Below are 21,640 nucleotides of genomic sequence, written 5' to 3'. Positions count from 1 at the left end.
CCGGCGGTCGTCGTACCGGCGCGGCGGGCGGCTTTTCGGGTCTCGGACATGCAATGCTCCCTCATGGCTCGGCGGCAGTTAGTCGGGGGCACACAGGACCGGCGTGCGGCGGCACTCATCCGCCATACACACGGTCCGCCAGGTACGCGAACGCAATCGGACGCAGGCTGCGAACCGCCGCCCTGGCGCGATGTACGACCGCGTCGCGCGACGGGATGTTCCGCTGCGCGTGCTGCAATACCGACCGCATCATGACATCCTCCTTTGACGCTTGCATTCAACGTGCCGATCGGTCGTCGACCTCACGCCGATCCATGGAGAAGATTCTATCTTCATCTATCGATTGATTGAATTTGATAAATTTCATCTATTCGATAGGGAAAAATAAACGGGGTCGCAAGACCCCGTTCACGATGCTGCCACATGCGCATGCCTCAGCGTACTCAGTTCATCGTCGCCGGCATGTCGAGCTTCGCGACACCCGGCAGCTCGCACGCGGAAATCGCGTCGCTGATCGCGTCGATCGCGGGCATCCGCGTGAAGCTCTTGCGCCACACGAGCACCACGCGGCGGTCGGGCACCGGCTCGTTGAACGGCACGTATGACAGCAGTTCGGCATCGGGGCCGTTCGCGCGCGGGCCGACCTCGGCGACCGACATCCGCGGCAGCACGGTGATGCCGACACCGCTTGCGACCATGTGGCGGATCGTCTCGAGCGACGAGCCCTCGAAGGTCTTCTGGATACCGTCGGCCGTCTGCGAGAAGCGCATCAGCTCCGGGCACACGCCGAGCACGTGATCGCGGAAGCAGTGGCCGTTGCCGAGCAGCAGCATGGTTTCCTGCTTGAGATCCTCGGCATCGATTTCCTCGCGCTTCTCCCACGGATGGCCGGCGGGCAGCGCGACGACGAACGGTTCGTCGTACAGCGGGCGCACCATCAGGCCGGTTTCCGGAAACGGCAGCGCCATGATCGCCGCGTCGATTTCGCCCTGCTTGAGCAGTTCGAGCAGCTTCAGCGTGTAGTTTTCCTGCAGCATCAGCGGCATCTGTGGGACCCGCTGGATCATCTGCTTGACGAGCGTCGGCAACAGATAGGGCCCGATCGTGTAGATCACCCCGAGGCGGAACGGGCCGACCAGCGGATCCTTGCCCTGCTTCGCGATCTCCTTGATCGCGAAGGTCTGCTCGAGCACGCGCTGCGCCTGCGTGACGATCTGGTCACCGATCGGCGTGACGCTCACTTCGCTCGCGCCGCGTTCGAAAATCTGCACGTTGAGCTCGTCTTCGAGCTTCTTGATCGCCACCGACAGCGTCGGCTGGCTCACGAAGCATGCTTCGGCCGCGCGGCCGAAATGCCGTTCGCGCGCGACCGCGACGATGTATTTCAATTCAGTCAGCGTCATTGTGGGTCAATCAGAGATATACAAGCGATAGGTTTAATTTATACACCCTGTGACACCGGTTCGCCAAGTTTCTCTGCATCGGAATGCGTCAAACGGCGGTTTTAACTCCGGCCCCGACCCGCGGATCAGGCCTTCAGATACTGCTCCCGCGCGCCGAGCCAGCGCGCGAGATGCTGCGTGACGACCTCCGGATACGCGGCAATCAGCCGCGACGCCGCTTCGCGGGCCGGCTCGATCAGCCAGCCGTCGGTCTCGAGGTTCGCGAAGCGCAGCATCGCCGCGCCCGACTGGCGGGCACCGAGGAATTCGCCGGGGCCGCGGATCTCGAGGTCGCGCCGCGCGATCTCGAAGCCGTCGGTCGTCTCGCGCATCGTCTTCAGCCGCTCGCGGCCGGTGAGCGACAGCGGCCCCGTGTACAGCAGCACGCACACCGACGCCGCGGTGCCGCGCCCGACCCGGCCGCGCAGCTGGTGCAGCTGCGCCAGGCCGAAGCGCTCGGCGTGCTCGATCACCATCAGCGACGCGTTCGGCACGTCGACGCCGACTTCGATCACGGTCGTCGCGACGAGCAGCTGCACGTCGTTGCGCGTGAACGCTTCCATCACGGCTGCCTTGTCGGCCGGCGACAGCCGGCCGTGCACGAGCCCGACCTTCAGCTCCGGGAGCGCGGCGGCCAGCGTCTCGTAGGTCTCGACGGCCGTCTGCAGCTGCAGCGTCTCGCTCTCCTCGATCAGCGGGCACACCCAGTACACCTGGCGCCCGGTCAGCGCGGCCTCGCGCACGCGGGCGATCACTTCCTCGCGCCGCGCATCGCCGACGAGGCGCGTCAGCACGGGCGTTCGGCCCGGCGGCAGCTCGTCGATCGTCGAGACTTCGAGATCGGCGTAATACGTCATCGCGAGCGTGCGCGGAATCGGCGTGGCCGACATCATCAGCTGGTGCGGCTGGAAGTCGCGCGCGCCGTTGGCCGCATTCGCGGCCTTCGCACGCAGCGCGAGCCGCTGCTCGACGCCGAAACGGTGCTGTTCGTCGACGATCACGAGGCCGAGCCGCGCGAATTCGACCGTGTCCTGGATGATCGCGTGCGTGCCGATCACGAGCTGCGCGGTGCCGAGCGCGGCCGCCTCGATCGCCGCGCGCTTCTCCTTCGCCTTCAGGCTGCCCGCGAGCCACGCGACCGTGACGCCCAGCGGCTCGAGCCACGCGCGCAGCTTGCGCGCGTGCTGTTCCGCGAGGATTTCGGTGGGCGCCATCAGCGCGGCCTGGTAGCCGGCGTCGATCGCCTGCGTGGCGGCCAGCGCCGCGACGACCGTCTTGCCGCTGCCGACGTCGCCCTGCAGCAGGCGCTGCATCGGGTGCGCAAGGGTAAGATCGTTCGCGATTTCGTTGACGACGCGCGCCTGCGCACCCGTCAGCGTGAACGGCAGTGCGGCGTAGAGCCGGGTCGTCAACGCATCGGCATCGCTCGCGCTGCGGCGCGGCATCGCGGGCGCCGCACGCGTGCGGCGCTCCTCGTGCGCGCGCTTGAGCGACAACTGCTGCGCGAGCAGCTCTTCGAACTTGATGCGCGTCCACGCCGGATGCGAGCCGTCCATCAGCGCGGCTTCGTCGGAATCGACGCGCGGGTGGTGCAGGATGCGCACCGCCTGCTCGAGCGTCGGCACGTCGAGCGGCTTCAGATAGTCGCGCTGGATCTCGGGCGGCAGCAGCTCGGGCAGCGGCGTGCGCTCGACCGCGTTCTCGATCGCCTTGCGCAGATAGGCCTGCGACACGCCGGCCGTGCTCGGATAGACGGGCGTGAGCACTTGCGGCAGCGGCGCATCCGCTTCGACCACGCGCACCGCCGGATGCACCATCTCCATCCCGAAGAAGCCGCCGCGCACGTCGCCGCGCACGCGCAGCCGCTGGCCGACGGCCATCTGCTTGACCTGCGAGCCGTAGAAATTCAGGAAGCGCAGCACGAGCTGCTCGCCGTCGTCGTCCTGGATCTTCACGACCAGCTGGCGGCGCGGCCGGTACGCGACCTCGTTGTCGAACACGACACCTTCGGTCTGCGCGATGCCGCCCGGCAGCAGCTCGCCGATCGGCGTGAGCGTGGTTTCGTCCTCGTAGCGCATCGGCAGATGCAGCACGAGATCGATCGAGCGCGTGAGGCCGAGCTTCGCGAGCTTGTCGGCGGTCTTCACGGGTTTATCGGCGGCGGGCTTCTTCTTGCGCTTCGCGCCGGCCGCGCCTGCCGCGTCGCTGTCAGCCGCACCATCGGCATCGGGCGCCGCGGCGGCCGGCTGCGCGAGCCTGCCGTCGGCGCCGCGCTTCGGGCCGGCGCGGCGCGGTGCGGCGCGCTCGGCGGAATCACGCTCGCCCGCGCGTGGCGCGGGCGGCGCGACATCTTCCGCGTCGAACGGATCGGCGGAATCGGCAACGGCTGCGGGGGAACGGCGTGGTGACACAGGCATCGGATCGTCTGGGTGCTTCGCAAGGCAAGTACAATAGCGGCTTTCACGTCGTCCGAACGAACGACGCCGGCCAGGCCGCGCATCCCGCCATCATAGCGGCTCGCGCGCCCGATTTACGCGTTTCCGCCCTGCCGGCGACGCCCGCCGGCCGCTTCGAACCAGCCCGCATGTTCACGCTTTCCGATTTCGATTTCAATCTGCCGCCCGAGCTGATTGCACAAACCGCGCTGCCCGATCGCACCGCGAGCCGCCTGCTCGAGGTCGACGGCACCGTCGCGCCCGCCCGCCTGGTCGACCGCCATTTCACCGCGCTGCCGTCGTGCATCGCGGCCGGCGACCTGCTCGTCTTCAACGATACCAAGGTGCTGAAGGCGCGTTTCTTCGGCCAGAAGGCCAGCGGCGGCAAGATCGAGGTGCTGATCGAGCGCGTGACCGGCACGCACACGGCGCTCGCGCAGATCCGCGCGAGCAAGTCGCCCGGCGCCGGCACGACGCTGCGGCTCGCCGATGCGTTCGACGTGACGGTGGGCGAGCGCGTCGATCCGTTCTTCACGCTGACCTTCCCCGCGCCGTGCCTCGACCTGATCGAGCAGTACGGCCGCCTGCCGCTGCCACCCTATATCGAGCACGATCCGGACGCGACCGACGAGACGCGCTACCAGACCGTCTACGCGAGCAACCCGGGCGCGGTCGCCGCTCCCACGGCCGGGCTGCACTTCGACCAGCCGATGCTCGACCGGCTCGACGCGATGGGCGTCGAGCGCGCGACCCTGACGCTGCACGTCGGCGCCGGCACGTTCCAGCCGGTGCGCGTCGACAACATCGCCGAGCACAAGATGCACAGCGAGTGGTACGACCTGCCGCAGTCGCTCGTCGACAAGATCGCCGCGACCCGTGCGCGCGGCGGCAACGTGATCGCGGTCGGCACGACGTCGATGCGCGCGCTCGAAGCCGCGGCGCGCACGGCCGACGAAGCGGGCCGCCCGCTCGCGGCCACGCAGGCCGAGACCGACATCTTCATCACGCCCGGCTATCGTTTCCGCGTGGTCGACCGGCTCGTCACGAACTTCCACCTGCCGAAGTCGACGCTGCTGATGCTGGTGTCCGCGTTCGCGGGCGTCGAGACGATCCGCGCCGCGTACCGGCACGCGATCGCCGAGCGCTACCGCTTCTTCAGCTACGGCGATGCGATGCTGCTCACGCGGCGCGACACGCCGGAGGCGGCGAGCGCGTAAGCGCGGCACGGAGGCCGGCCGCCGTACCGAACGGCCAGGTTCCGCTTTCACGTTGTGCGTGCGATGCTCGCACGCACCCGCTTTCCCCGCCGCCGGATTCCCGGCGGCGTTTCCAACATGCGCCGGACTGTTTTCCGGTGGCAAGGAGAATGACGCGATGACCGAAGGTTCATCCCACGATACGCACGCTGATACGCACGCCCCCGTGCAGGACCGCCCGGCGAACGGGCTCGAATTCGAACTGCTGACGACCGACGGCCATGCGCGCCGCGGCCGCGTGAAGCTCAACCACGGCGTGGTCGAAACGCCGATCTTCATGCCGGTCGGCACGTACGGCACCGTGAAGGCGATCCAGCCGCGCGAGCTGCACGAGATCAAGGCCCAGATCATCCTCGGCAACACGTTCCACCTGTGGCTGCGCCCGGGCCTCGACACGATCGACGCGCACGGCGGCCTGCACGCCTTCATGGGCTGGAACAAGCCGATCCTGACCGACTCGGGCGGCTTCCAGGTGTTCTCGCTCGGCGACCTGCGCAAGATCACCGAGGACGGCGTGACGTTCGCGTCGCCGATCAACGGCGACAAGCTGTTCCTGTCGCCGGAAGTGTCGATGCAGATCCAGAAGGTGCTGAACTCCGACGTCGTGATGCAGTTCGACGAGTGCACGCCGTACGCGACCAACGGCGTGCCGACCACGCACAAGGAAGCGGCCGACTCGATGCGCATGTCGCTGCGCTGGGCGAAGCGCTCGCTCGACGAGTTCAACCGGCTCGGCAACCCGAACGCGCTGTTCGGGATCGTCCAGGGCGGGATGTTCGAGGACCTGCGCGACGAATCGCTCGCGGGCCTCGCGGAACTCGGCTTCCACGGCCTCGCGATCGGCGGGCTGTCGGTCGGCGAGCCGAAGGAAGACATGATGCGCGTGCTGCGCCACGTCGGCCCGAAGCTGCCGGCCAACAAGCCGCACTACCTGATGGGCGTGGGCACGCCGGAGGACCTGGTCGAAGGCGTCGCCAACGGCGTCGACATGTTCGACTGCGTGATGCCGACCCGCAACGCGCGCAACGGCTGGCTGTTCACGCGCTTCGGCGACGTGAAGATCCGCAACGCGACGCACAAGAACTCGCTGAAGCCGCTCGACGCGAGCTGCACGTGCTACACGTGCCAGAACTTCTCGCGCGGCTACCTGCATCACCTGCACCGCGTGGGCGAGATCCTCGGCGCCCAGCTCAACACCATCCACAACCTGCACTACTACCTGCAGCTGATGAGCGAGATCCGCGAAGCGATCGAGACCCACACGTTCGACGCGTTCCGCCAGCGCTTCGCGGAGGATCGCGCCAGAGGGGTCGACTGACGGGCGGTCGAGCCGCCCTTGATAAGACAAGCACTAAACGGATCGAAAATCTTTTGGGACTCGTCCTAAACAAGCGCGTCCCAACTGCCGCTCGGAACCGACAAACATTACAATCGCCTTTCCATTCAAGTCGCAACGGTACCGGTTCGCGCTTTAACAGCTTGATCCGAAAGCGCATTTGCCGAGCCGTTTGCGCATGGGGCCGGTGGTAGAATAACCGGCTTATTTTTCGATCTTCCCCTACGGAGAGACCAACGTGCCGTTCATTTCCAACGCGTTCGCCCAAGGTGCCGGTGGCGCCGAATCGAGCCTGATGAGCTTCCTGCCGCTCATCCTGATGTTTGCCGTGCTCTACTTCATCATGATCCGTCCGCAGATGAAGCGTCAGAAGGAGCACCGCAACATGCTCGCGGCCATGGCCAAGGGCGACGAAGTCGTCACGAGCGGCGGCCTCGTGGGCAAGGTGACGAAGGTCACCGAAGGCTACATCGGCGTCGAAATCGCCGAAGGCACCGAAATCACCGTGCAGAAGGCCGCGGTCACGACCATTCTGCCGAAGGGCACGATCAAGTCGCTGTAAGCCCTTCACCGAGCGTCCGGCTCCCCGCGCCGTGCCCGCCTGAGAGAGCGGGCCGCCGCGGCGCCGGACGCGACGCTTTCACGCCAACCACCCGTTCGGCTCCCTCATGAATCGTTATCCACTCTGGAAATATGTCGTGATGGTCGTGGCGCTCGCCATCGGCCTTCTGTACACATTGCCCAACTTCTTCGGCGAATCGCCGGCGGTGCAGGTGTCGAGCGGCAAGGCCACGGTCAAGCTCGACTCGACCACGCTGACCCAGGTCGAATCGGCGCTCGCCTCCGCGCAGATCACGCCGGACGACGTCACCTTCGAGAACACGGCCACCAACGCGAACATCCGCGTGCGCCTGAAGGACACCGATACGCAGCTGCGCGTCAAGGACCTGCTGCAGAAGTCGCTGAACACCGACCCGAACGATCCGCAGTACGTCGTCGCGCTGAACCTGCAGAGCGCGTCGCCGCGCTGGCTGACCTCCCTGCACGCGCTGCCGATGTATCTCGGCCTCGACCTGCGTGGCGGCGTCCACTTCCTGCTCCAGGTCGACATGACGGGCGCGCTGACGAAGAAGCTCGATTCCGACGCGTCCGACGCGCGCACGCTGCTGCGCGACAAGAACATCCGCGACGGCGGCGTGAGCCGCGTCGACCAGTCCGTGGTCGTCAACTTCAGCGATGCGCAGACGGCGGAAGACGCCCGCAAGCTGCTCGCGCAGTCGATCACCGAACTGCAATGGGCGACCCAGCCCGGCGGCGGCGGCACGCAGGTCGTCGGCACGTTCACGCCGGCCGTGCAGAAGTCCGTCGAGGACGCCGCGCTCAAGCAGAACCTGACGACGCTCCACAACCGCGTGAACGAACTCGGCGTGTCCGAGCCGATCCTGCAGCAGCAAGGTAGCGACCGCATCGTCGTCGAGCTGCCGGGCGTGCAGGACACCGCGAAGGCGAAGGACATCATCGGCCGCACCGCGACGCTCGAAGCGCGCCTCGCCGATCCGATCAACACGCACCCGAACCCGAACGACCCGGTGCCGCCGGGTGAAGAGCTGTTCACCCAGGGCAACCAGGCGCCGGTGCTGCTGAAGAAGGACGTGATCTTCACGGGCGACCGCATCATCGATGCCTCGGCCGGCTTCGACGATCACCAGCGTCCGTCGGTCAACATCCGCCTCGATTCGGCGGGTGGCCGCTCGGTGCGCGCGGTCTCGCGCGAGAACATCGGCAAGCCGATGGCGATGGTGCTGTTCGAGAAGGGCAAGGGCGAAGTGCTGACCGTCGCGACGATCCAGTCGGAACTCGGCGACCGCTTCCAGATCACGGGCCAGCCGACGCCGCAGGCCGCGGCCGACCTCGCGCTGCTGCTGCGCGCCGGTTCGCTCGCAGCGCCGATGGACATCATCGAGGAACGCACGATCGGCCCGAGCCTCGGCGCCGACAACATCAAGATGGGCATCCACTCGGTGATCTGGGGCTTCTGCGCGATCGCCGTGTTCATGATCGCGTACTACATGCTGTTCGGCGTGATCTCGGTGATCGGCCTGTCGGTGAACCTGCTGCTGCTCGTCGCCGTGCTGTCGCTGATGCAGGCGACGCTGACGCTGCCCGGTATCGCCGCTATCGCGCTCGCGCTCGGTATGGCGATCGACGCGAACGTGCTGATCAACGAGCGGGTGCGTGAAGAACTGCGCGCCGGCCAGCCGCCGCAGACCGCGATCCAGGCCGGCTACGCGCATGCGTGGGCGACGATTCTCGACTCGAACGTCACGACGCTGATCGCCGGCCTCGCGCTGCTCGCATTCGGCTCGGGCCCGGTTCGCGCGTTCGCGATCGTGCACTGCCTCGGTATCCTGACGTCGATGTTCTCCGCGGTGTTCTTCTCGCGCGGGATCGTCAACCTCTGGTACGGCGGCCGCAAGAAGCTCAAGTCGCTCGCGATCGGCCAGGTGTGGAAGCCGGAAGGCGCCGCTGCCGCCGCGTCGTTCACCGACGCCGACGAATCGACCGACACCGCACGCGCCGCGAAGCTCGCCGCCCCCGCGAAGGGCAACGCGCCGCGCGCCGGCAAGCCGCAGCTGCGCAACCGCGCGCAGCAGGGCGTGTCGCCGAAGAAACCGGGCTCGACCCAATAAGGCCCCGGAGAAGACCATGGAATTTTTCCGCATCCGTAAAGACATTCCGTTCATGCGGCACGCGCTGGTGTTCAACGTGATCTCGCTGGTCACGTTCCTCGCCGCCGTGTTCTTCCTGTTCCACCGCGGGCTGCACCTGTCCGTCGAATTCACCGGCGGGACGGTGATCGAGGTGCAGTACCAGCAGGCCGCTGAACTCGAACCGGTGCGCGCGACGCTCGGCAAGCTCGGCTATGCCGACGCGCAGGTGCAGAACTTCGGTACGTCGCGCAACGTGCTGATCCGCCTGCAGCTGAAGGAAGGCCTCACGTCCGCGCAGCAGAGCGACCAGGTGATGGGCGCGCTGAAGGCGCAGAACCCGGACGTCACGCTGCAGCGCGTCGAGTTCGTCGGCCCGCAGGTCGGCCGGGAGCTCGCGACCGACGGCCTGCTCGCGCTCGCATGCGTCGTGATCGGCATCGTGATCTACCTGTCGTTCCGCTTCGAGTGGAAGTACGCGGTGGCCGGCATCATCGCCAACCTGCACGACATCGTGATCATTCTCGGCTTCTTCGCGTTCTTCCAGTGGGAGTTCTCGCTGGCGGTGCTCGCGGCGATCCTCGCGGTGCTCGGCTACTCGGTCAACGAGTCGGTCGTCATCTTCGACCGGATCCGCGAAACGTTCCGCCGCGAACGCAAGATGAACGTGCAGGAAGTGATCAACCACGCGATCACGACCACGATGTCGCGTACGATCATCACGCACACGTCGACCGAAATGATGGTGCTGTCGATGTTCTTCTTCGGCGGCCCGACGCTGCACTACTTCGCGCTCGCGCTGACGGTCGGCATCATGTTCGGCATCTACTCGTCGGTGTTCGTCGCGGGCTCGCTCGCGATGTGGCTCGGCATCAAGCGCGAAGACCTGATCAAGGAAAAGAAGTCCGCGCACGATCCGGACGATCCGAACGCAGGCGCGCAGGTTTAAGCGCCACGCTGCTTCGGCACTGACGAAGAGCCGGCCCGGTTGGGCCGGCTTTTTTCATGCCCGCGCCACTGCCGCGCAGCGCGCCGCCCGCTCGCCCTGCCCCGTCACGCGGGTCGGCTACAATCGTGACCGTCCCGTCGCGCCGCCTGCCGGCCGTGCGTCAGCGGGACAGCGCCTTCGCCCTCCGTTCAAACGTGCGGTCCCGATGATGCCTCCCACGCGTATCGCTCTTCGCGTTGCCGTTTGCGCCGCCGTCACGGCCGCGCTCCTGCCGCACGCGTCATCCGTCGGTGCGCAGCAGCCGGCGTCCACCCCGCCCGCTTCTGCCGCTTCTGCCGCTTCTGCCGCTTCTGCCGCTTCGCCCGCCGCCGCCCAGCCGCCCTCGCCCTGCCCGCCCGACTGGGAGCCGCAGATCTGCGAGCTCAAGGCAGCGGTGGAAATCCTGAAGCGGCAGCACCTGACCGACGTCGACATCGGCGCGCTGCTCGACGCAACGACCCACGCGGGAATCAAGACGCTGCCGTACGCGCGTTTCTTCGACGCGAAGGAGGAGCAGGAGCGGCGCGACGACGAACGGCGCGCGCGCGACGGCACGCCCGGCATCGGCATCGTGTTCGAGACGCGGCCCGACGGGCTGCACATCGTCGACGTGATTCCCGACGCGCCCGCGGAAAAAGCCGGCGTGCGCCCCGACGATCTCGTCGTCGCGATGAACGATACGAGCGTCGTCGGCATCGACCCCACCGACCTGACCGGACTCGCCAAGGGCGATGCGGGCGTGCCGCTGAAGCTCACGGTCCAGCGCGGCCCGTCGCACGCGGTGCTCAGCTTCGCGCCCGTGCGGACGATCCTCAAGCCCCATCCGGCGATCGCGAAGCGGCTCGACGGCGACATCCTGTACACGCGGCTGTCGAGCTTCCCCGAACCGGCGGTCGGCGACTACATCGACGCGGTGCAGGCCGCGCGCCGCACGGGGCCGGCGGTGAAAGGCGTGATCCTCGACCTGCGCATCAACGGCGGCGGCGCGCTCAATGCGGCGATCGGCATCACCGCGCTGTTCGCGGGCCGCGACCGCACCGCAATGGTGACGGTCGAGCGCGGCGACGCCAACCGCCGCCGCTACACGACCAACTGGCCCGATTACGAATTACCGGTCATGCACGGCCAGGATCCGCTCGCGCCGTTGCAGGCGGACGACTGGTGGCGCACCGTGCCGCTCGTCGTGCTCGTCGACGGACAGAGCGCGTCGGCCGCCGAAGCGACCGCGGCGGCGCTGAAGGATCTCGGCCGCGCGAAGCTGCTCGGCATGCCGACCTACGGGAAGGGGCTTGCGCAGACGGGCGTCGACCTGATCGACGGCACGCGCCTGAATTTCACGTATGCGCGCAACCTGCGGCCGAACGGCTGCCCGATGGACGGCTACGGCGTCGTGCCGGACTGGCTCGTGCCGCCGCGCCGCGACTCGGACGTCGACGGCGTGCTGCTGTGGTACCGGGAAGCCGATCTCGCCCGCGCGCCGTATGCGGACCGGCTCGCGCCCGATCCGTTCGCGAAGGTGCGCAAGGAACGGCAGACGCTGCGCGAGCGGCGGGCGCTCGCGAAGATCGATACCTCGAAGAGCGCGGCGCTGCCGCAGCGCGAGTTCGGCACGGCCACCGACTGGCAGCTCGGTCAGGCGCTCGCGGCGCTCGCCGGGCGCCCGGTGCGGACCGTCGAAGCCAGGCCGCAGCTGATGCCCGCGCAACCCGTGTGCGAGCGCGCCGGCAACTGACACGCGCCGCCCGTCCCGTTACCGGAACCCGAACCGCTTGCGCAGCACGACCAGCGCCACGAGGCTCAGCACGGCCGCGAACATCAGGTAGAAGCTCGGCGCGGTCTTCATCCCGGTCGCCTTGATCAGCCACGCGATGATGAACGGCCCGAACCCGCCGAAGATCGTCACCGCGACGTTGTACGCGAGCGACATCCCGGTCGTGCGCGTCTGCACCGGAAACACTTCGGACAGCAAACCCGGCAGCGCCGCGAAGTAGCCCGTCATCAGGAACGCGAGCAGCACCTGCAGCGCGATCAGCGTGCCGAAGCCCGGATGCGCGACCAGATACGCGAACGCCGGGTAGATCAGCACGAGGATGCCGACGGCCGGCGCGATCATCACGCGCACGCGGCCATAGGTGTCCGACCAGTGGCCGACGAGCGGCGCGAACGCCATCTGGATCACGCCGACCACCAGGATCGCCGCGAACGCGGCCGACGGCGCGAGGCCGAGCTGCTTCACGCCGTAGGTCGGCATGAACAGCACGAGATAAGTCGCGACGGTGCCGAGCACGACCACGCCCATCGCGGCGACGAGGCGCGCCTTGTGCGACGCGAACGTGTCGCGCAGCGGGTTCGCGGTGCCTTCCGCCGCGAGGAATTCCGGCGTCTCGTCGACCTTCGTGCGGATGTAGTACGCGACCGGCCCGAGCAGCAGGCCGAAGAAGAACGGCACGCGCCAGCCCCACGACGCCATCTGCGCGGCCGTGAGCTGCGCGTTCAGCACGGTGCCGAAGCCGGCGGCGAGCAGCGTCGTGAGCCCCTGGCTCGCGACCTGCCAGCTCGCGAAGAAGCCGCGCCGGCCCGGCACGTGCTCGGCGAGGAACGCGGTCGCGCTGCCGAACTCGCCACCGGCGGAAAAGCCCTGCATCAGCCGCGCGGCGACGAGGATCACCGGCGCCGCGACGCCGATCGTCTCGTAGGTCGGCAGCACCGCGATGATCAGCGTGCCGCCCATCATCAGCAGGATCGACAGCGTGAGTGCGGCCTTGCGCCCCGCGCGGTCGGCATACGCGCCGAGCACGATCGCGCCGAGCGGGCGCATGAAGAACGACACGCCGAACGTGCCGAGCGTGAGCAGCAGCGACACGGTGTCGTTGCCGGCCGGGAAGAACAGCTTCGAGATCGTCACCGCGAAGAAGCCGTAGACGACGAGATCGAACCACTCGAGCGCATTGCCGATCGACGCGGCAACCACCGCGCGCCACACGCGCGGCGACGAGGCAATGGAACGGGACTGCGTGACGGCATGCATCGGCGATCTCCTTGTCGTTGTACGTTCTGTTCGAGGCGGCCGCTCGCGCGCCGTCGGCCTGCCCGGCGCCGCGCACGGCGCTCGGGCGATTATAGGCGCGCAAATAAAAACCGCCGCGCCCCTGACGGGAACGCGGCGGCGGACTCGCGACGGGCCGGCACGAAGGCCGGCCCGACCGGCGGGCTTACTGCTGCTTGAGCGCTTCGGCCGTGATCAGCAGCTTCGTCTTCATCTTGAAGCCGTACTGCTTGCCGTAGTCGAGGCCGAAATCGCTGCGGTCGAATTCGCCGACGGCGTCGACGCCGCACACTTCACGCTTGAGCATCGGGTGCGGCATGCACTTGAACGAGTCGATCTTCAGCGTGACCGGCTTCGTGACGCCATGCAGCGTCAGGTTGCCGACCACCGATACCGGCTTGTCGCCGTCGAACTTGATCGCGCCCTTGTAGTTCGCCTGCGGGAACTTGGCGACGTCGAAGAACTCGGCCGTCTGCAGATGCTCGTCGAGCTTCGTGCTGCCGGTGTGGATCGACGCGATGTCGGTCGTCACGTCGACCGTCCCCGTCTTCGCCGCGCGGTCGAGCGTCACGGTGCCGCTCGACTTGTCGAACTTGCCGCGCCAGACCGACAGGCCGCCCATGTGGTCAGCCTCGAAGCTCGGGTACGTGTGGCTCGGGTCGAACTGGTACGTGACGCTTTCGGCGAATGCCGAGAACGACAGCGACGCTGCCAGCGCGCCTGCGGCGATGATCAGTTGCTTTTTCAAACCTTTTCTCCTTGGAACGGCGCCGCGCCCTCGCGCGGCATTCGGGTGAGGCGACAATCCGCCGCTTACTTGGTGGCGACGAGATGGAACTTGATCTGCACTTCGTCCGCGACGACCGACGTGTCCTTCCACTCGCCGGTGCCGACGTTGAACGCCGAGCGCTTGATCGGCAGCACGCCGTCGAAGGTCTGCGTCGCGCCGCTCTGCGTGACCGTGACGGGCACCGTGACGTTCTCGGACTTGCCCTTGATCGTCAGCTTGCCGGTCACGTTGTACTTGTTGCCGCCCGCCGGCGCGATCGCCGACGACACGAACGTGGCCTGCGGATACGCCTTCGCGTCGAACCAGTCCTTGCCGGCAACCTGGTCGTTGTACATCTTGTCGCCGAGGTCATAGCTGGCGACGTCGATCGTCATCTGGGCGCTGCCCTGCGCGGCTTTCGCCGGGTCGAACTTCACCTGCGCGGAAAACTTCTTGAACGTGCCTTCGGTCGGCACGTTCATCTGCTTCGACACGGCGGACACCTTGCTCTTCGCGAGATCGACATCGGCGAGCGCCGCGCCCGACGCGACAAGTGACACCGCGGCGAACGCGGTCAGCATGGAGCGGGAGAAAGACACTTTCATGGGATCCTTCATTTGGCAAAGGGAAGCATCCGCGACAGCAGGCCGTCGCGGTCCAACAACTGGTGCTTGAGCGCCGCGACCACGTGCAGCGAAACGAGCGCAAGCAGAATGTAATTCAATGACACGTGAAGCGTCTTGAAGGTTTCCTTCAGCACCGGATCGGGGTCGATCAGCCGCGGCAGCGGCACGATGCCGAGGTAGACCACCGGGATGTTCGACGCCGAGCTGTACAGGTAGCCCGTCACCGGAATCACGATCATCAGCAGGTACAGCAGGATGTGCACGCCGTGCGACGCCGCGCGCTGCCACGCGGGCGTGCCGCCCGGCAGCGCCGGCGGCACGTGGGTGGCCCGCCACAGCACGCGGATGACGACCAGCGCGAATATCGTCACGCCCATCCACTTGTGCCACGAGAAGTACTTCAGCTTGGTCGGCGTGAAGCCGGGGATGTCGGTCATCACCCAGCCCATCGCGAACGCGCAGACGATCAGCAGCGCGATCAGCCAGTGCAGCGCGATCGCCGTCTGCGTATAGCGTACCGGCGTGGCCGGCAGCGATTTCGATGCCATCTTGGATTCCTCAGTTCAGCGAACGGCCGCGCCGGAAATTCGTCCGACGCTTGTCAAGGGCGCCATGCTACCGCAACCTTTTGACGCGCGCGGACTCTGAAGACAGGCCCGCCAGCCGGCTGACAGCTTCCTGTCATGTTACCGATCGGTCACCGAACCCGCGATCGTTGACACGCCGAAAAAGGCCTTTTGGTAAGATTGGCGCGGGTTCCGGCCCCGTCGACGCGTCTGCCCAGCCGTCGCACCACTGCCTTTTCCATGCAACGAAACGACCTGATTGCCTGCCACGAGTGCGACGCACTGTTGCACAAACCGCGCCTGAGCGGACGTGAAATCGCGCGCTGCCCGCGCTGCGACGCGCTGCTCTATCGCAACAGCACCGCGCAGATCGAGCGGATCTGCGCGCTCGCGCTCGCGGCGCTGATCACGTTCACGATCGCGCAGGCGTTCCCGATCCTCGAAATGGACGTGAACGGCAACCGCGTGCAGACCACGCTGATCGGCGCGATCGATTCGCTGTGGCACCAGGACATGGCGCTCGTCGGCGTGATGGTGTTCTGCTCGACCGTGCTGTTCCCGCTCGTCGAGATGGCCGCGCTGCTGTACCTGCTGCTGCCGATCCGGCGCGGCGTCGTACCGCCCGGCTTCAACCTGGTGCTGCGCGCGATCGAGCTGGTGCGGCCGTGGGGCATGATCGAGGTGTTCATGCTCGGTATCCTCGTCACGATCGTGAAGATGGTGAGTCTTGCAAGAGTGGTTCCCGAGGCCGCGCTGTTCGCGTTCGCCGCGCTCACGCTGATGATCGCCGTCGTGCTGATGTTCGATCCGCGCACGCTGTGGGACATCGCCGACGACCTGCGCGCCGGCCGCTCGCCCGGGCAGCCCGACGATGCCGCCCCGCTGCCGGAAGCCGCCCGCCGATGACGATCCCGACCGCCGCCCGCGAGGGCTACGCCAGCTGCCACGCATGCGGCCTCGTGCAGACGCTCGACCATCCGCACGCACACTGCGCGCGCTGCGGCAGCGCCCTTCACTTCCGCACGCCGAACAGCGTGATGCGCACCTGGGCGCTGCTGCTCGCCGCCGCGATCCTCTACATTCCCGCGAACCTGCTGCCGATCATGCGCACCGCGTCGATCGTCGGTTCGCAGGAAGACACGATCATGAGCGGCGTGATCTATTTCTGGGTCTCCGGCGACTGGCCGCTTGCCGTCGTCGTGTTCGTCGCGAGCATCCTCGTGCCGATGCTCAAGCTCGGCGTGCTGCTGATCCTCGTGATCAGCGCGCAGCGCCGCGCCGCCTGGCGGCCGCTGCAGCGCACGCGCCTGTTCCGGATCGTCGAACGCATCGGCCGCTGGTCGATGCTCGACATCTTCGTCGTGACGCTGACCGTCGCGCTCGTCCATTTTCGTTCGCTCGCCATCATCACGGCCGGCCCCGGCGCGCTCGCGTTCGGTTCCGTCGTGATCCTGACGATGCTCGCATCGATGCAGTTCGATCCCCGCCTGATCTGGGATCCAGTCGAAACCTCAGGGAATCACCATGAATAGTCCACAAGGCCCGCAGCACGACGCGCCCCGGCCGCCCGATCCGACGATCTCGACGAAAAGCGGCTGGCTGCCTTCGCTCGTCTGGCTCGTGCCGCTGATCGCCGCGCTGATCGGCATCGGCCTCGTGATCAAGTCCGTGCGCGAGCGCGGCCCGGAAATCACGATCAGCTTCCACAGCGCCGAAGGGCTCGAGCCCGGCAAGACCCAGGTCAAGTACAAGGACGTCGAGATCGGCATGGTCAAGACGATCAAGCTGTCGAAAGACCTGTCGCGCGTGCTCGTCCAGGTGCAGCTCAAGAAGGAGGCGGAGGATTTCGCGGTCAAGGGCTCGCGCTTCTGGATCGTGCGGCCGCGCGTCGGCGCGACCGGCGTGTCGGGGCTCGGCACGCTGCTGTCGGGCGCGTACATCGGCGTCGACGCCGGGCGCTCGGAGGATACGCTGACCGACTTCACCGGCCTCGAGTCACCGCCCGCCGTGACGGGCGACCAGAAAGGCACGCAGTACGTGCTGCGCGGCGATTCGCTCGGCTCGGTCGACATCGGCTCGCCGGTCTACTACCGCCGCGTGCAGGTCGGCCAGGTGGTCGGCTTCTCGCTCGACAAGGACGGCACCGGCGTCACGTTCAACGTGTTCGTCAATGCGCCGTACGACCAGTACGTCGGCGTGAATTCGCGCTGGTGGCAGGCAAGCGGCGTGGACCTGCGGCTCGACTCGAGCGGCCTGAAGCTGAACACGCAGTCGCTCGCGACGGTGATCCTCGGCGGCATCGCGTTCCAGACGCCGCCGAACCAGGGCTCCGGCGCGACGGCGCCGAACAACACGACGTTCCGCCTCGCGTCCGACGAGGGCGACGCGATGCGCGACCCGGACGGCCAGCCGCTGCAGGTCGTGATGAACTTCAACCAGTCGCTGCGCGGGCTCGCGGTCGGCGCGACGGTCGACTTCCGCGGCATCGTGCTCGGCGAAGTGACGAACATCGGCATCGACTTCGATCCGAAGACGAAGAACTTCCTGATGCCGGTGACGATCAACGTGTATCCGGAACGCCTCGGCCGCCGCTTCCGCGAAACGATCGAGAGCAAGGGCGAACCGGCCCGCCGCGAGATCGTCGAGCGGCTCGTCCAGCACGGGCTGCGCGGCCAGCTGCGCACCGGCAACCTGCTGACGAGCCAGCTGTACGTCGCGCTCGACTTCTTCCCGAAGGCGCCGGCCGTGAAGATCGACACGACGCGCCAGCCGCTCGAGCTGCCGACCGTGCCGAACACGCTCGACGAGCTGCAGCTGCAGGTCGCCGACATCGCGAAGAAGCTCGACAAGGTGCCGTTCGACCAGATCGGCGCGAACCTGAACAGCGCGCTGTCGAACGCCGACAAGCTGTTCAAGCAGCTCGACACGCAGGTCGCGCCGGAAGCGCGCGACACGCTGTCGGCCGCGAAGCAGACCTTCTCGACCGCCGAAGCGACGCTGCAGCAGGATTCGCCGCTGCAGTCCGACGTGCGCGGCGCGCTGAAGGAGCTCACGCGCACGCTGCAATCGCTGAACGCGCTCGCCGACTATCTGGAGCGCCACCCCGAATCGCTGCTCAAGGGCAAGCCAGGAGATAAACAATGACGACCACACGCGTGAACGGTTTCGCGAGCGGCGCGGCGGCGGCTGTCGCCGCCCTCGCGCTCGCCGCGTGCAGCTCGCCGCCCGCGCGGTTCTACACGCTCAGCCCGGCCGATGCCGCGGCGCCGCTGCGCACCGCGCCGGCCAACCCGGCGTTCCTGATCGAGGTGCCGGCCGTCGGCGTGCCCGAGCAGGTCGCGAAGAACCAGCTGGTCGTGCAGAAGAACGCCGCGCAGGTCGACGTGCTCGAGCAGGAACGCTGGGCGTCGCCGCCCGCCGACGAGATCCGCCGCGCGCTGTCGGACGATCTCGCCGCGCAGCTCGGCACGATCGACGTCGCGAATTCCGCGACTCCGCCCGGCGTGCCCGTGTACCGGATCAGCGTGAACGTGCAGCGCTTCGAGTCGTGGCCCGGCAAACGCGCGGCGGTCGACGCCGTATGGAGCGTGCGCTCGCTCGCCACGCAGGCCGTGATGACCTGCCGCACGAGCGTCGCGCAACCGGTCGCCGACGGCTACGACGCGCTCGTCGCCGGCCACCGGCGCGCGCTCGACGTGATCGCCACGCAAGCCGCGGCCGGCGTGCGCGCGATGGCCGCGCGCCGCGGCACGGCGACTGCCGCGGCGCCCGCTGCCGGCAGCAAGACGGCCGTCGCGCCGGTCGTGCCGTGCCCGGCCAACCCGACCTCCGGCGGCGACGCCGGCGCGACGGGCAAGTCCGGCGCGTAAGCGGTCGGGGCGCAGGCGAGCTCGATGGCGTGCCCGCCTGCGCGGTTTCGGGCGGCATGACCTCGATCGTCGCCGACGCGCCGGCCGCCGTCGGCGTTGCGGCGCCGCCCGCCTCCCGTCACGCTCATCGGCCAAACGGCCAATTTGCACTGTTTGTCAAAGTCGGCCGGAACCGGCGCCATGCCACACGGTCGGCTTGCGTTTTCCGGCCCGATTGACGATCCTACGCACTTTCCGGCTCGCGCCGTTCGTCGTGCGCGCCAGCCAGCGGCGCCGGGCCGCGTTCGGCCCGACCGCCGTGCCTCCCGGCGCCTGCACGCGATCGGCGTGCACCGCAGCGGGGCAGCCGCATCGCGGGTCGCCGCGCCTCGTCCGGCAACCGGCCCCGTCTCACCCGTTCTCCCCGGCGCCGCGCCGTTTCCCCGGCCGGCAATCCGAACCCGCCCGCCGAGGGCTTTCGTTATTCCGTTTATGCTTCGTTCCCTGACGACCCTGATCAAGAAGTGGCGCGCGTCGCGCAATGCCGGTCACCAGCTCGATGCGCTGCTCGCGCACGCCGACGCCGATGCGTCGTACGCCGAGCGCAGCGAATGGCTGATCGAGCTCGCGCACTGGCTGCGCCGCACCGGCGCGATGCAGGCCGCCCAGGACGCGCCGGCCGATCGCGACGCCGATGCGCGCGCGTATCCGGCCCATGCGCGGTTGCGCTACCTGTTCCACGTGCTCGATCGCAACCCCGCGTGGAAAACCCACGCCGCGCGCATCCTGCGCGGCATCCTGCGCGAGTGCGACGGCATCTCGCTCCTGTGCGACGCCGGCATGCCCGTGCACTCGGGCTTCTTCGGCGCGCTGTTCGAGCGGATCGACTCGTCGCTGATCCCGCCCGCGCCGAACCGCCGCGAGCTGTCCGCGCTGTTCACGCTGATGTTCCCGACGCCGGAAGACGCGCAATGGATCGACGCGCTGCCCGACGATCTCCTCACGCGCCTCGCCGAGCTGATCTCGTTCGACGTCACCGACGAAGAGCGCCACGAGCCGGGCTCGTTCTCGCGCGACCTGCTGGCCGCGCTGCACAACCTGACCTGCCAGATCAGCTCGACCGGCCTGTCGCAGACGGTGCGCAGCCGGCTCTCCGACGACGATGCGCGCAAACCGCTCGAAACGCAGCCGTTCTACCGCCTCACGCGCGCGATGCTCGCGGTCGAGACCGCGCACGCGGCCGTCGAGGACGGCGGCGACCCGAGCAAGCTGCTGCATGAGGTGAACTACCTGCGCGTGCTGCTCGACGAATGCCGGATCGCCGTCGACGACGTGTTCTCGCACCTGTACCGCAACGGCGTATCGGTCGACATCGTGTTCCAGGTCGAACGGATGCGCATGCGCATCGTGCGCGCCGAGATGCTGCTGAACGCGTGGATGGCGCGCGACGACCTGCACGGCATGGCGCACCTGACGGCCGAGCTCGTCGACGCGAACCACAACAGCCAGAGCGTGTCGCACCTCGTGCGCAGCAACTTCTCGCTGTTCGCGCGCAAGCTCGTCGAGACCAACGCGGACACCGGCGAGCACTACATCTCGCGCGGCCGCGCCGAGTACCTGAAGATGCTGCGGATGGCCGCGGGCGGCGGGCTCGTCACGGTCGTGACCGTGTGCGTGAAGTTCGCGATCACGGGCGCGCACCTGCAGTCGATGCTCGAAGGGCTGCTCGCGGGCGTCAACTACGCGGCCAGCTTCATGCTGATGCACTTCCTGCACTTCACGCTCGCGACCAAGCAGCCCGCGATGACCGCGCCGACCCTCGCGCGCGAGCTCGACGACACCGGCCACGAGGAAGGCGTGAAGGCGTTCGTCGCGTCGGTGATCGCGCTGATCCGCACGCAGGCCGCCGCGATTTCCGGCAACGTACTCGTCGTGCTGCCCGTGTGCCTGCTGGTGCAGCTGTTCGCGAGCAACGTGATGCACGCGAACCTGATCTCGCCGGAGAAGGCGCACACGACCCTGCACTCGTTCTCGCTGCTCGGCCCGACGCCGCTCTACGCGGCGCTGACCGGCGTGCTGCTGTGGGCGTCGAGCCTGCTCGCGGGCTGGGCCGACAACTGGTTCGTGCTGCACCGGGTCGGCGACGCGCTCACGTACAACCGCCGGCTGCGCCTCACGCTCGGTCAGGCCGGTGCCGCGAAGCTCGCGCACTTCTGCCGGTCGAACGTGGCCGGCGTGGTCGCGAACGTCGGGCTCGGCCTGATGCTCGGCCTCGTTCCGGCGATCGTCACCGTGTTCATGTTCCCGTTCGAGGTGCGCCACGTGACGCTGTCGGCCGGCTCGATCGGCATCGCGCTCGGCGTGCTGGGCAAGGATGCGCTCGGCACGCCCGAGCTGTGGTGGGCCGGCGCCGGCGTGCTCAGCATGGCGATCCTGAACGTGCTCGTGAGCTTCGCGCTCGCGTTCACGATGGCCGTGCGCTCGCGCAGCCTGCGCCGGACCAAGGTGCGCGCGCTCGTCGGCGCGATCGTCCGCACCGTGCTGTCGAATCCGCTCGCGCTGTTCTGGCCGGGCAGCGGCCCAGCCGCGCGCGCCGGCCAGCCGGGCTCGCACTGAGCCT

Annotated in this window: 17 protein-coding genes; 11 read left to right on the top strand and 6 right to left on the bottom strand. The window is 67.9% G+C overall.

Annotation, left to right across the window (positions count from 1 at the left end):
* Positions 1–443: 443 nt before the first annotated feature.
* The gene (locus tag CFB41_RS03305) at positions 444–1,403 is read right to left on the bottom strand and encodes a hydrogen peroxide-inducible genes activator (RefSeq protein WP_043189592.1); all 960 of its coding nucleotides are present in this window, start codon (positions 1,401–1,403) and stop codon (positions 444–446) included.
* Positions 1,404–1,528: 125 nt separating this feature from the next.
* Positions 1,529–3,859 carry an ATP-dependent DNA helicase RecG gene (gene recG, locus CFB41_RS03300; protein WP_089455606.1) on the bottom strand — a complete coding sequence of 777 codons (2,331 nt, stop codon included), beginning with the start codon at positions 3,857–3,859 and terminating at the stop codon, positions 1,529–1,531.
* Between the two features lie 167 nt (positions 3,860–4,026).
* Between recG and queA the strand changes: the two genes are divergently transcribed.
* The 6 genes from queA (at position 4,027) to CFB41_RS03270 (ending at position 11,897) form a co-directional block, all read left to right on the top strand.
* Entirely contained in the window at positions 4,027–5,094 is a 1,068-nt protein-coding gene (gene queA, locus CFB41_RS03295) for a tRNA preQ1(34) S-adenosylmethionine ribosyltransferase-isomerase QueA (protein ID WP_089455605.1), read from the top strand.
* A 157-nt stretch (positions 5,095–5,251) separates the two neighbouring features.
* Positions 5,252–6,451 carry a tRNA guanosine(34) transglycosylase Tgt gene (tgt, locus tag CFB41_RS03290; RefSeq protein ID WP_089424534.1) on the top strand — a complete coding sequence of 400 codons (1,200 nt, stop codon included), beginning with the start codon at positions 5,252–5,254 and terminating at the stop codon, positions 6,449–6,451.
* A gap of 256 nt (positions 6,452–6,707) precedes the next feature.
* Complete coding sequence (gene yajC, locus CFB41_RS03285) at positions 6,708–7,031, top strand: preprotein translocase subunit YajC (protein WP_006476868.1); 324 nt, start codon at positions 6,708–6,710, stop codon at positions 7,029–7,031.
* A gap of 106 nt (positions 7,032–7,137) precedes the next feature.
* On the top strand, positions 7,138–9,159 hold the full coding sequence (gene secD, locus CFB41_RS03280) for a protein translocase subunit SecD (RefSeq protein WP_089439262.1): 2,022 nt from the start codon (positions 7,138–7,140) through the stop codon (positions 9,157–9,159).
* 16 nt (positions 9,160–9,175) lie between these two features.
* Positions 9,176–10,126: a protein translocase subunit SecF gene (secF, locus tag CFB41_RS03275; protein ID WP_089439261.1), complete on the top strand. Its 951-nt coding sequence runs from the start codon at positions 9,176–9,178 to the stop codon at positions 10,124–10,126.
* 205 nt (positions 10,127–10,331) lie between these two features.
* Positions 10,332–11,897, top strand: coding sequence for a S41 family peptidase (locus CFB41_RS03270; protein ID WP_179249950.1), 1,566 nt, complete (start codon positions 10,332–10,334; stop codon positions 11,895–11,897).
* A gap of 18 nt (positions 11,898–11,915) precedes the next feature.
* On the opposite strand, the gene CFB41_RS03265 is transcribed toward CFB41_RS03270, so the two are convergent.
* The 4 genes from CFB41_RS03265 to CFB41_RS03245 form a co-directional block, all read right to left on the bottom strand.
* Positions 11,916–13,193, bottom strand: coding sequence for an MFS transporter (locus tag CFB41_RS03265; protein ID WP_089455604.1), 1,278 nt, complete (start codon positions 13,191–13,193; stop codon positions 11,916–11,918).
* Positions 13,194–13,377: 184 nt separating this feature from the next.
* Positions 13,378–13,959: a YceI family protein gene (locus CFB41_RS03255; RefSeq protein WP_089439259.1), complete on the bottom strand. Its 582-nt coding sequence runs from the start codon at positions 13,957–13,959 to the stop codon at positions 13,378–13,380.
* Between the two features lie 65 nt (positions 13,960–14,024).
* Positions 14,025–14,585 carry a YceI family protein gene (locus tag CFB41_RS03250; protein WP_089439258.1) on the bottom strand — a complete coding sequence of 187 codons (561 nt, stop codon included), beginning with the start codon at positions 14,583–14,585 and terminating at the stop codon, positions 14,025–14,027.
* Positions 14,586–14,593: 8 nt separating this feature from the next.
* Positions 14,594–15,154, bottom strand: a complete 561-nt coding sequence (locus tag CFB41_RS03245) for a cytochrome b (RefSeq protein ID WP_089455602.1) — start codon at positions 15,152–15,154, stop codon at positions 14,594–14,596.
* A gap of 258 nt (positions 15,155–15,412) precedes the next feature.
* On the opposite strand from CFB41_RS03245, the gene CFB41_RS03240 reads away from it, so the two are divergent.
* The 5 genes from CFB41_RS03240 (at position 15,413) to CFB41_RS03220 (ending at position 21,636) form a co-directional block, all read left to right on the top strand.
* Positions 15,413–16,078 carry a paraquat-inducible protein A gene (locus tag CFB41_RS03240; protein WP_089455601.1) on the top strand — a complete coding sequence of 222 codons (666 nt, stop codon included), beginning with the start codon at positions 15,413–15,415 and terminating at the stop codon, positions 16,076–16,078.
* Positions 16,075–16,704: a paraquat-inducible protein A gene (locus CFB41_RS03235; protein WP_089439255.1), complete on the top strand. Its 630-nt coding sequence runs from the start codon at positions 16,075–16,077 to the stop codon at positions 16,702–16,704. The genes CFB41_RS03240 and CFB41_RS03235 overlap by 4 nt, the downstream gene beginning before the upstream one ends.
* Positions 16,697–18,316: an intermembrane transport protein PqiB gene (locus CFB41_RS03230; RefSeq protein WP_089455600.1), complete on the top strand. Its 1,620-nt coding sequence runs from the start codon at positions 16,697–16,699 to the stop codon at positions 18,314–18,316. Before CFB41_RS03235 ends, CFB41_RS03230 begins: the two co-directional genes overlap by 8 nt.
* On the top strand, positions 18,313–19,041 hold the full coding sequence (locus tag CFB41_RS03225) for a membrane integrity-associated transporter subunit PqiC (RefSeq protein ID WP_089455599.1): 729 nt from the start codon (positions 18,313–18,315) through the stop codon (positions 19,039–19,041). The genes CFB41_RS03230 and CFB41_RS03225 overlap by 4 nt, the downstream gene beginning before the upstream one ends.
* A gap of 471 nt (positions 19,042–19,512) precedes the next feature.
* The gene (locus CFB41_RS03220; protein WP_089455598.1) at positions 19,513–21,636 is read left to right on the top strand and encodes a site-specific recombinase; all 2,124 of its coding nucleotides are present in this window, start codon (positions 19,513–19,515) and stop codon (positions 21,634–21,636) included.
* Positions 21,637–21,640 lie beyond the last annotated feature (4 nt).

This window comes from Burkholderia sp. AU33803 (genome assembly GCF_002223095.1).
In the GTDB taxonomy this organism is placed as follows: Bacteria; Pseudomonadota; Gammaproteobacteria; order Burkholderiales; family Burkholderiaceae; genus Burkholderia.
This window is presented reverse-complemented; position numbering and strand designations above follow the sequence as displayed.

What these genes read in the sequence shown, in the direction of transcription:
- secD (WP_089439262.1), top strand. Translation starts at nt 7,138, where the DNA reads ATGAATCGTTATCCACTCTGGAAATATGTCGTGATGGTCGTGGCGCTC.
- tgt (WP_089424534.1), top strand. Translation starts at nt 5,252, where the DNA reads ATGACCGAAGGTTCATCCCACGATACGCACGCTGATACGCACGCCCCC.
- recG (WP_089455606.1), bottom strand. Translation starts at nt 3,859, where the DNA reads ATGCCTGTGTCACCACGCCGTTCCCCCGCAGCCGTTGCCGATTCCGCC.
- CFB41_RS03245 (WP_089455602.1), bottom strand. Translation starts at nt 15,154, where the DNA reads ATGGCATCGAAATCGCTGCCGGCCACGCCGGTACGCTATACGCAGACG.
- secF (WP_089439261.1), top strand. Translation starts at nt 9,176, where the DNA reads ATGGAATTTTTCCGCATCCGTAAAGACATTCCGTTCATGCGGCACGCG.
- CFB41_RS03305 (WP_043189592.1), bottom strand. Translation starts at nt 1,403, where the DNA reads ATGACGCTGACTGAATTGAAATACATCGTCGCGGTCGCGCGCGAACGG.
- CFB41_RS03220 (WP_089455598.1), top strand. Translation starts at nt 19,513, where the DNA reads ATGCTTCGTTCCCTGACGACCCTGATCAAGAAGTGGCGCGCGTCGCGC.
- CFB41_RS03265 (WP_089455604.1), bottom strand. Translation starts at nt 13,193, where the DNA reads ATGCATGCCGTCACGCAGTCCCGTTCCATTGCCTCGTCGCCGCGCGTG.
- CFB41_RS03225 (WP_089455599.1), top strand. Translation starts at nt 18,313, where the DNA reads ATGACGACCACACGCGTGAACGGTTTCGCGAGCGGCGCGGCGGCGGCT.
- CFB41_RS03240 (WP_089455601.1), top strand. Translation starts at nt 15,413, where the DNA reads ATGCAACGAAACGACCTGATTGCCTGCCACGAGTGCGACGCACTGTTG.
- queA (WP_089455605.1), top strand. Translation starts at nt 4,027, where the DNA reads ATGTTCACGCTTTCCGATTTCGATTTCAATCTGCCGCCCGAGCTGATT.
- CFB41_RS03270 (WP_179249950.1), top strand. Translation starts at nt 10,332, where the DNA reads ATGATGCCTCCCACGCGTATCGCTCTTCGCGTTGCCGTTTGCGCCGCC.
- CFB41_RS03235 (WP_089439255.1), top strand. Translation starts at nt 16,075, where the DNA reads ATGACGATCCCGACCGCCGCCCGCGAGGGCTACGCCAGCTGCCACGCA.
- CFB41_RS03230 (WP_089455600.1), top strand. Translation starts at nt 16,697, where the DNA reads ATGAATAGTCCACAAGGCCCGCAGCACGACGCGCCCCGGCCGCCCGAT.
- CFB41_RS03250 (WP_089439258.1), bottom strand. Translation starts at nt 14,585, where the DNA reads ATGAAAGTGTCTTTCTCCCGCTCCATGCTGACCGCGTTCGCCGCGGTG.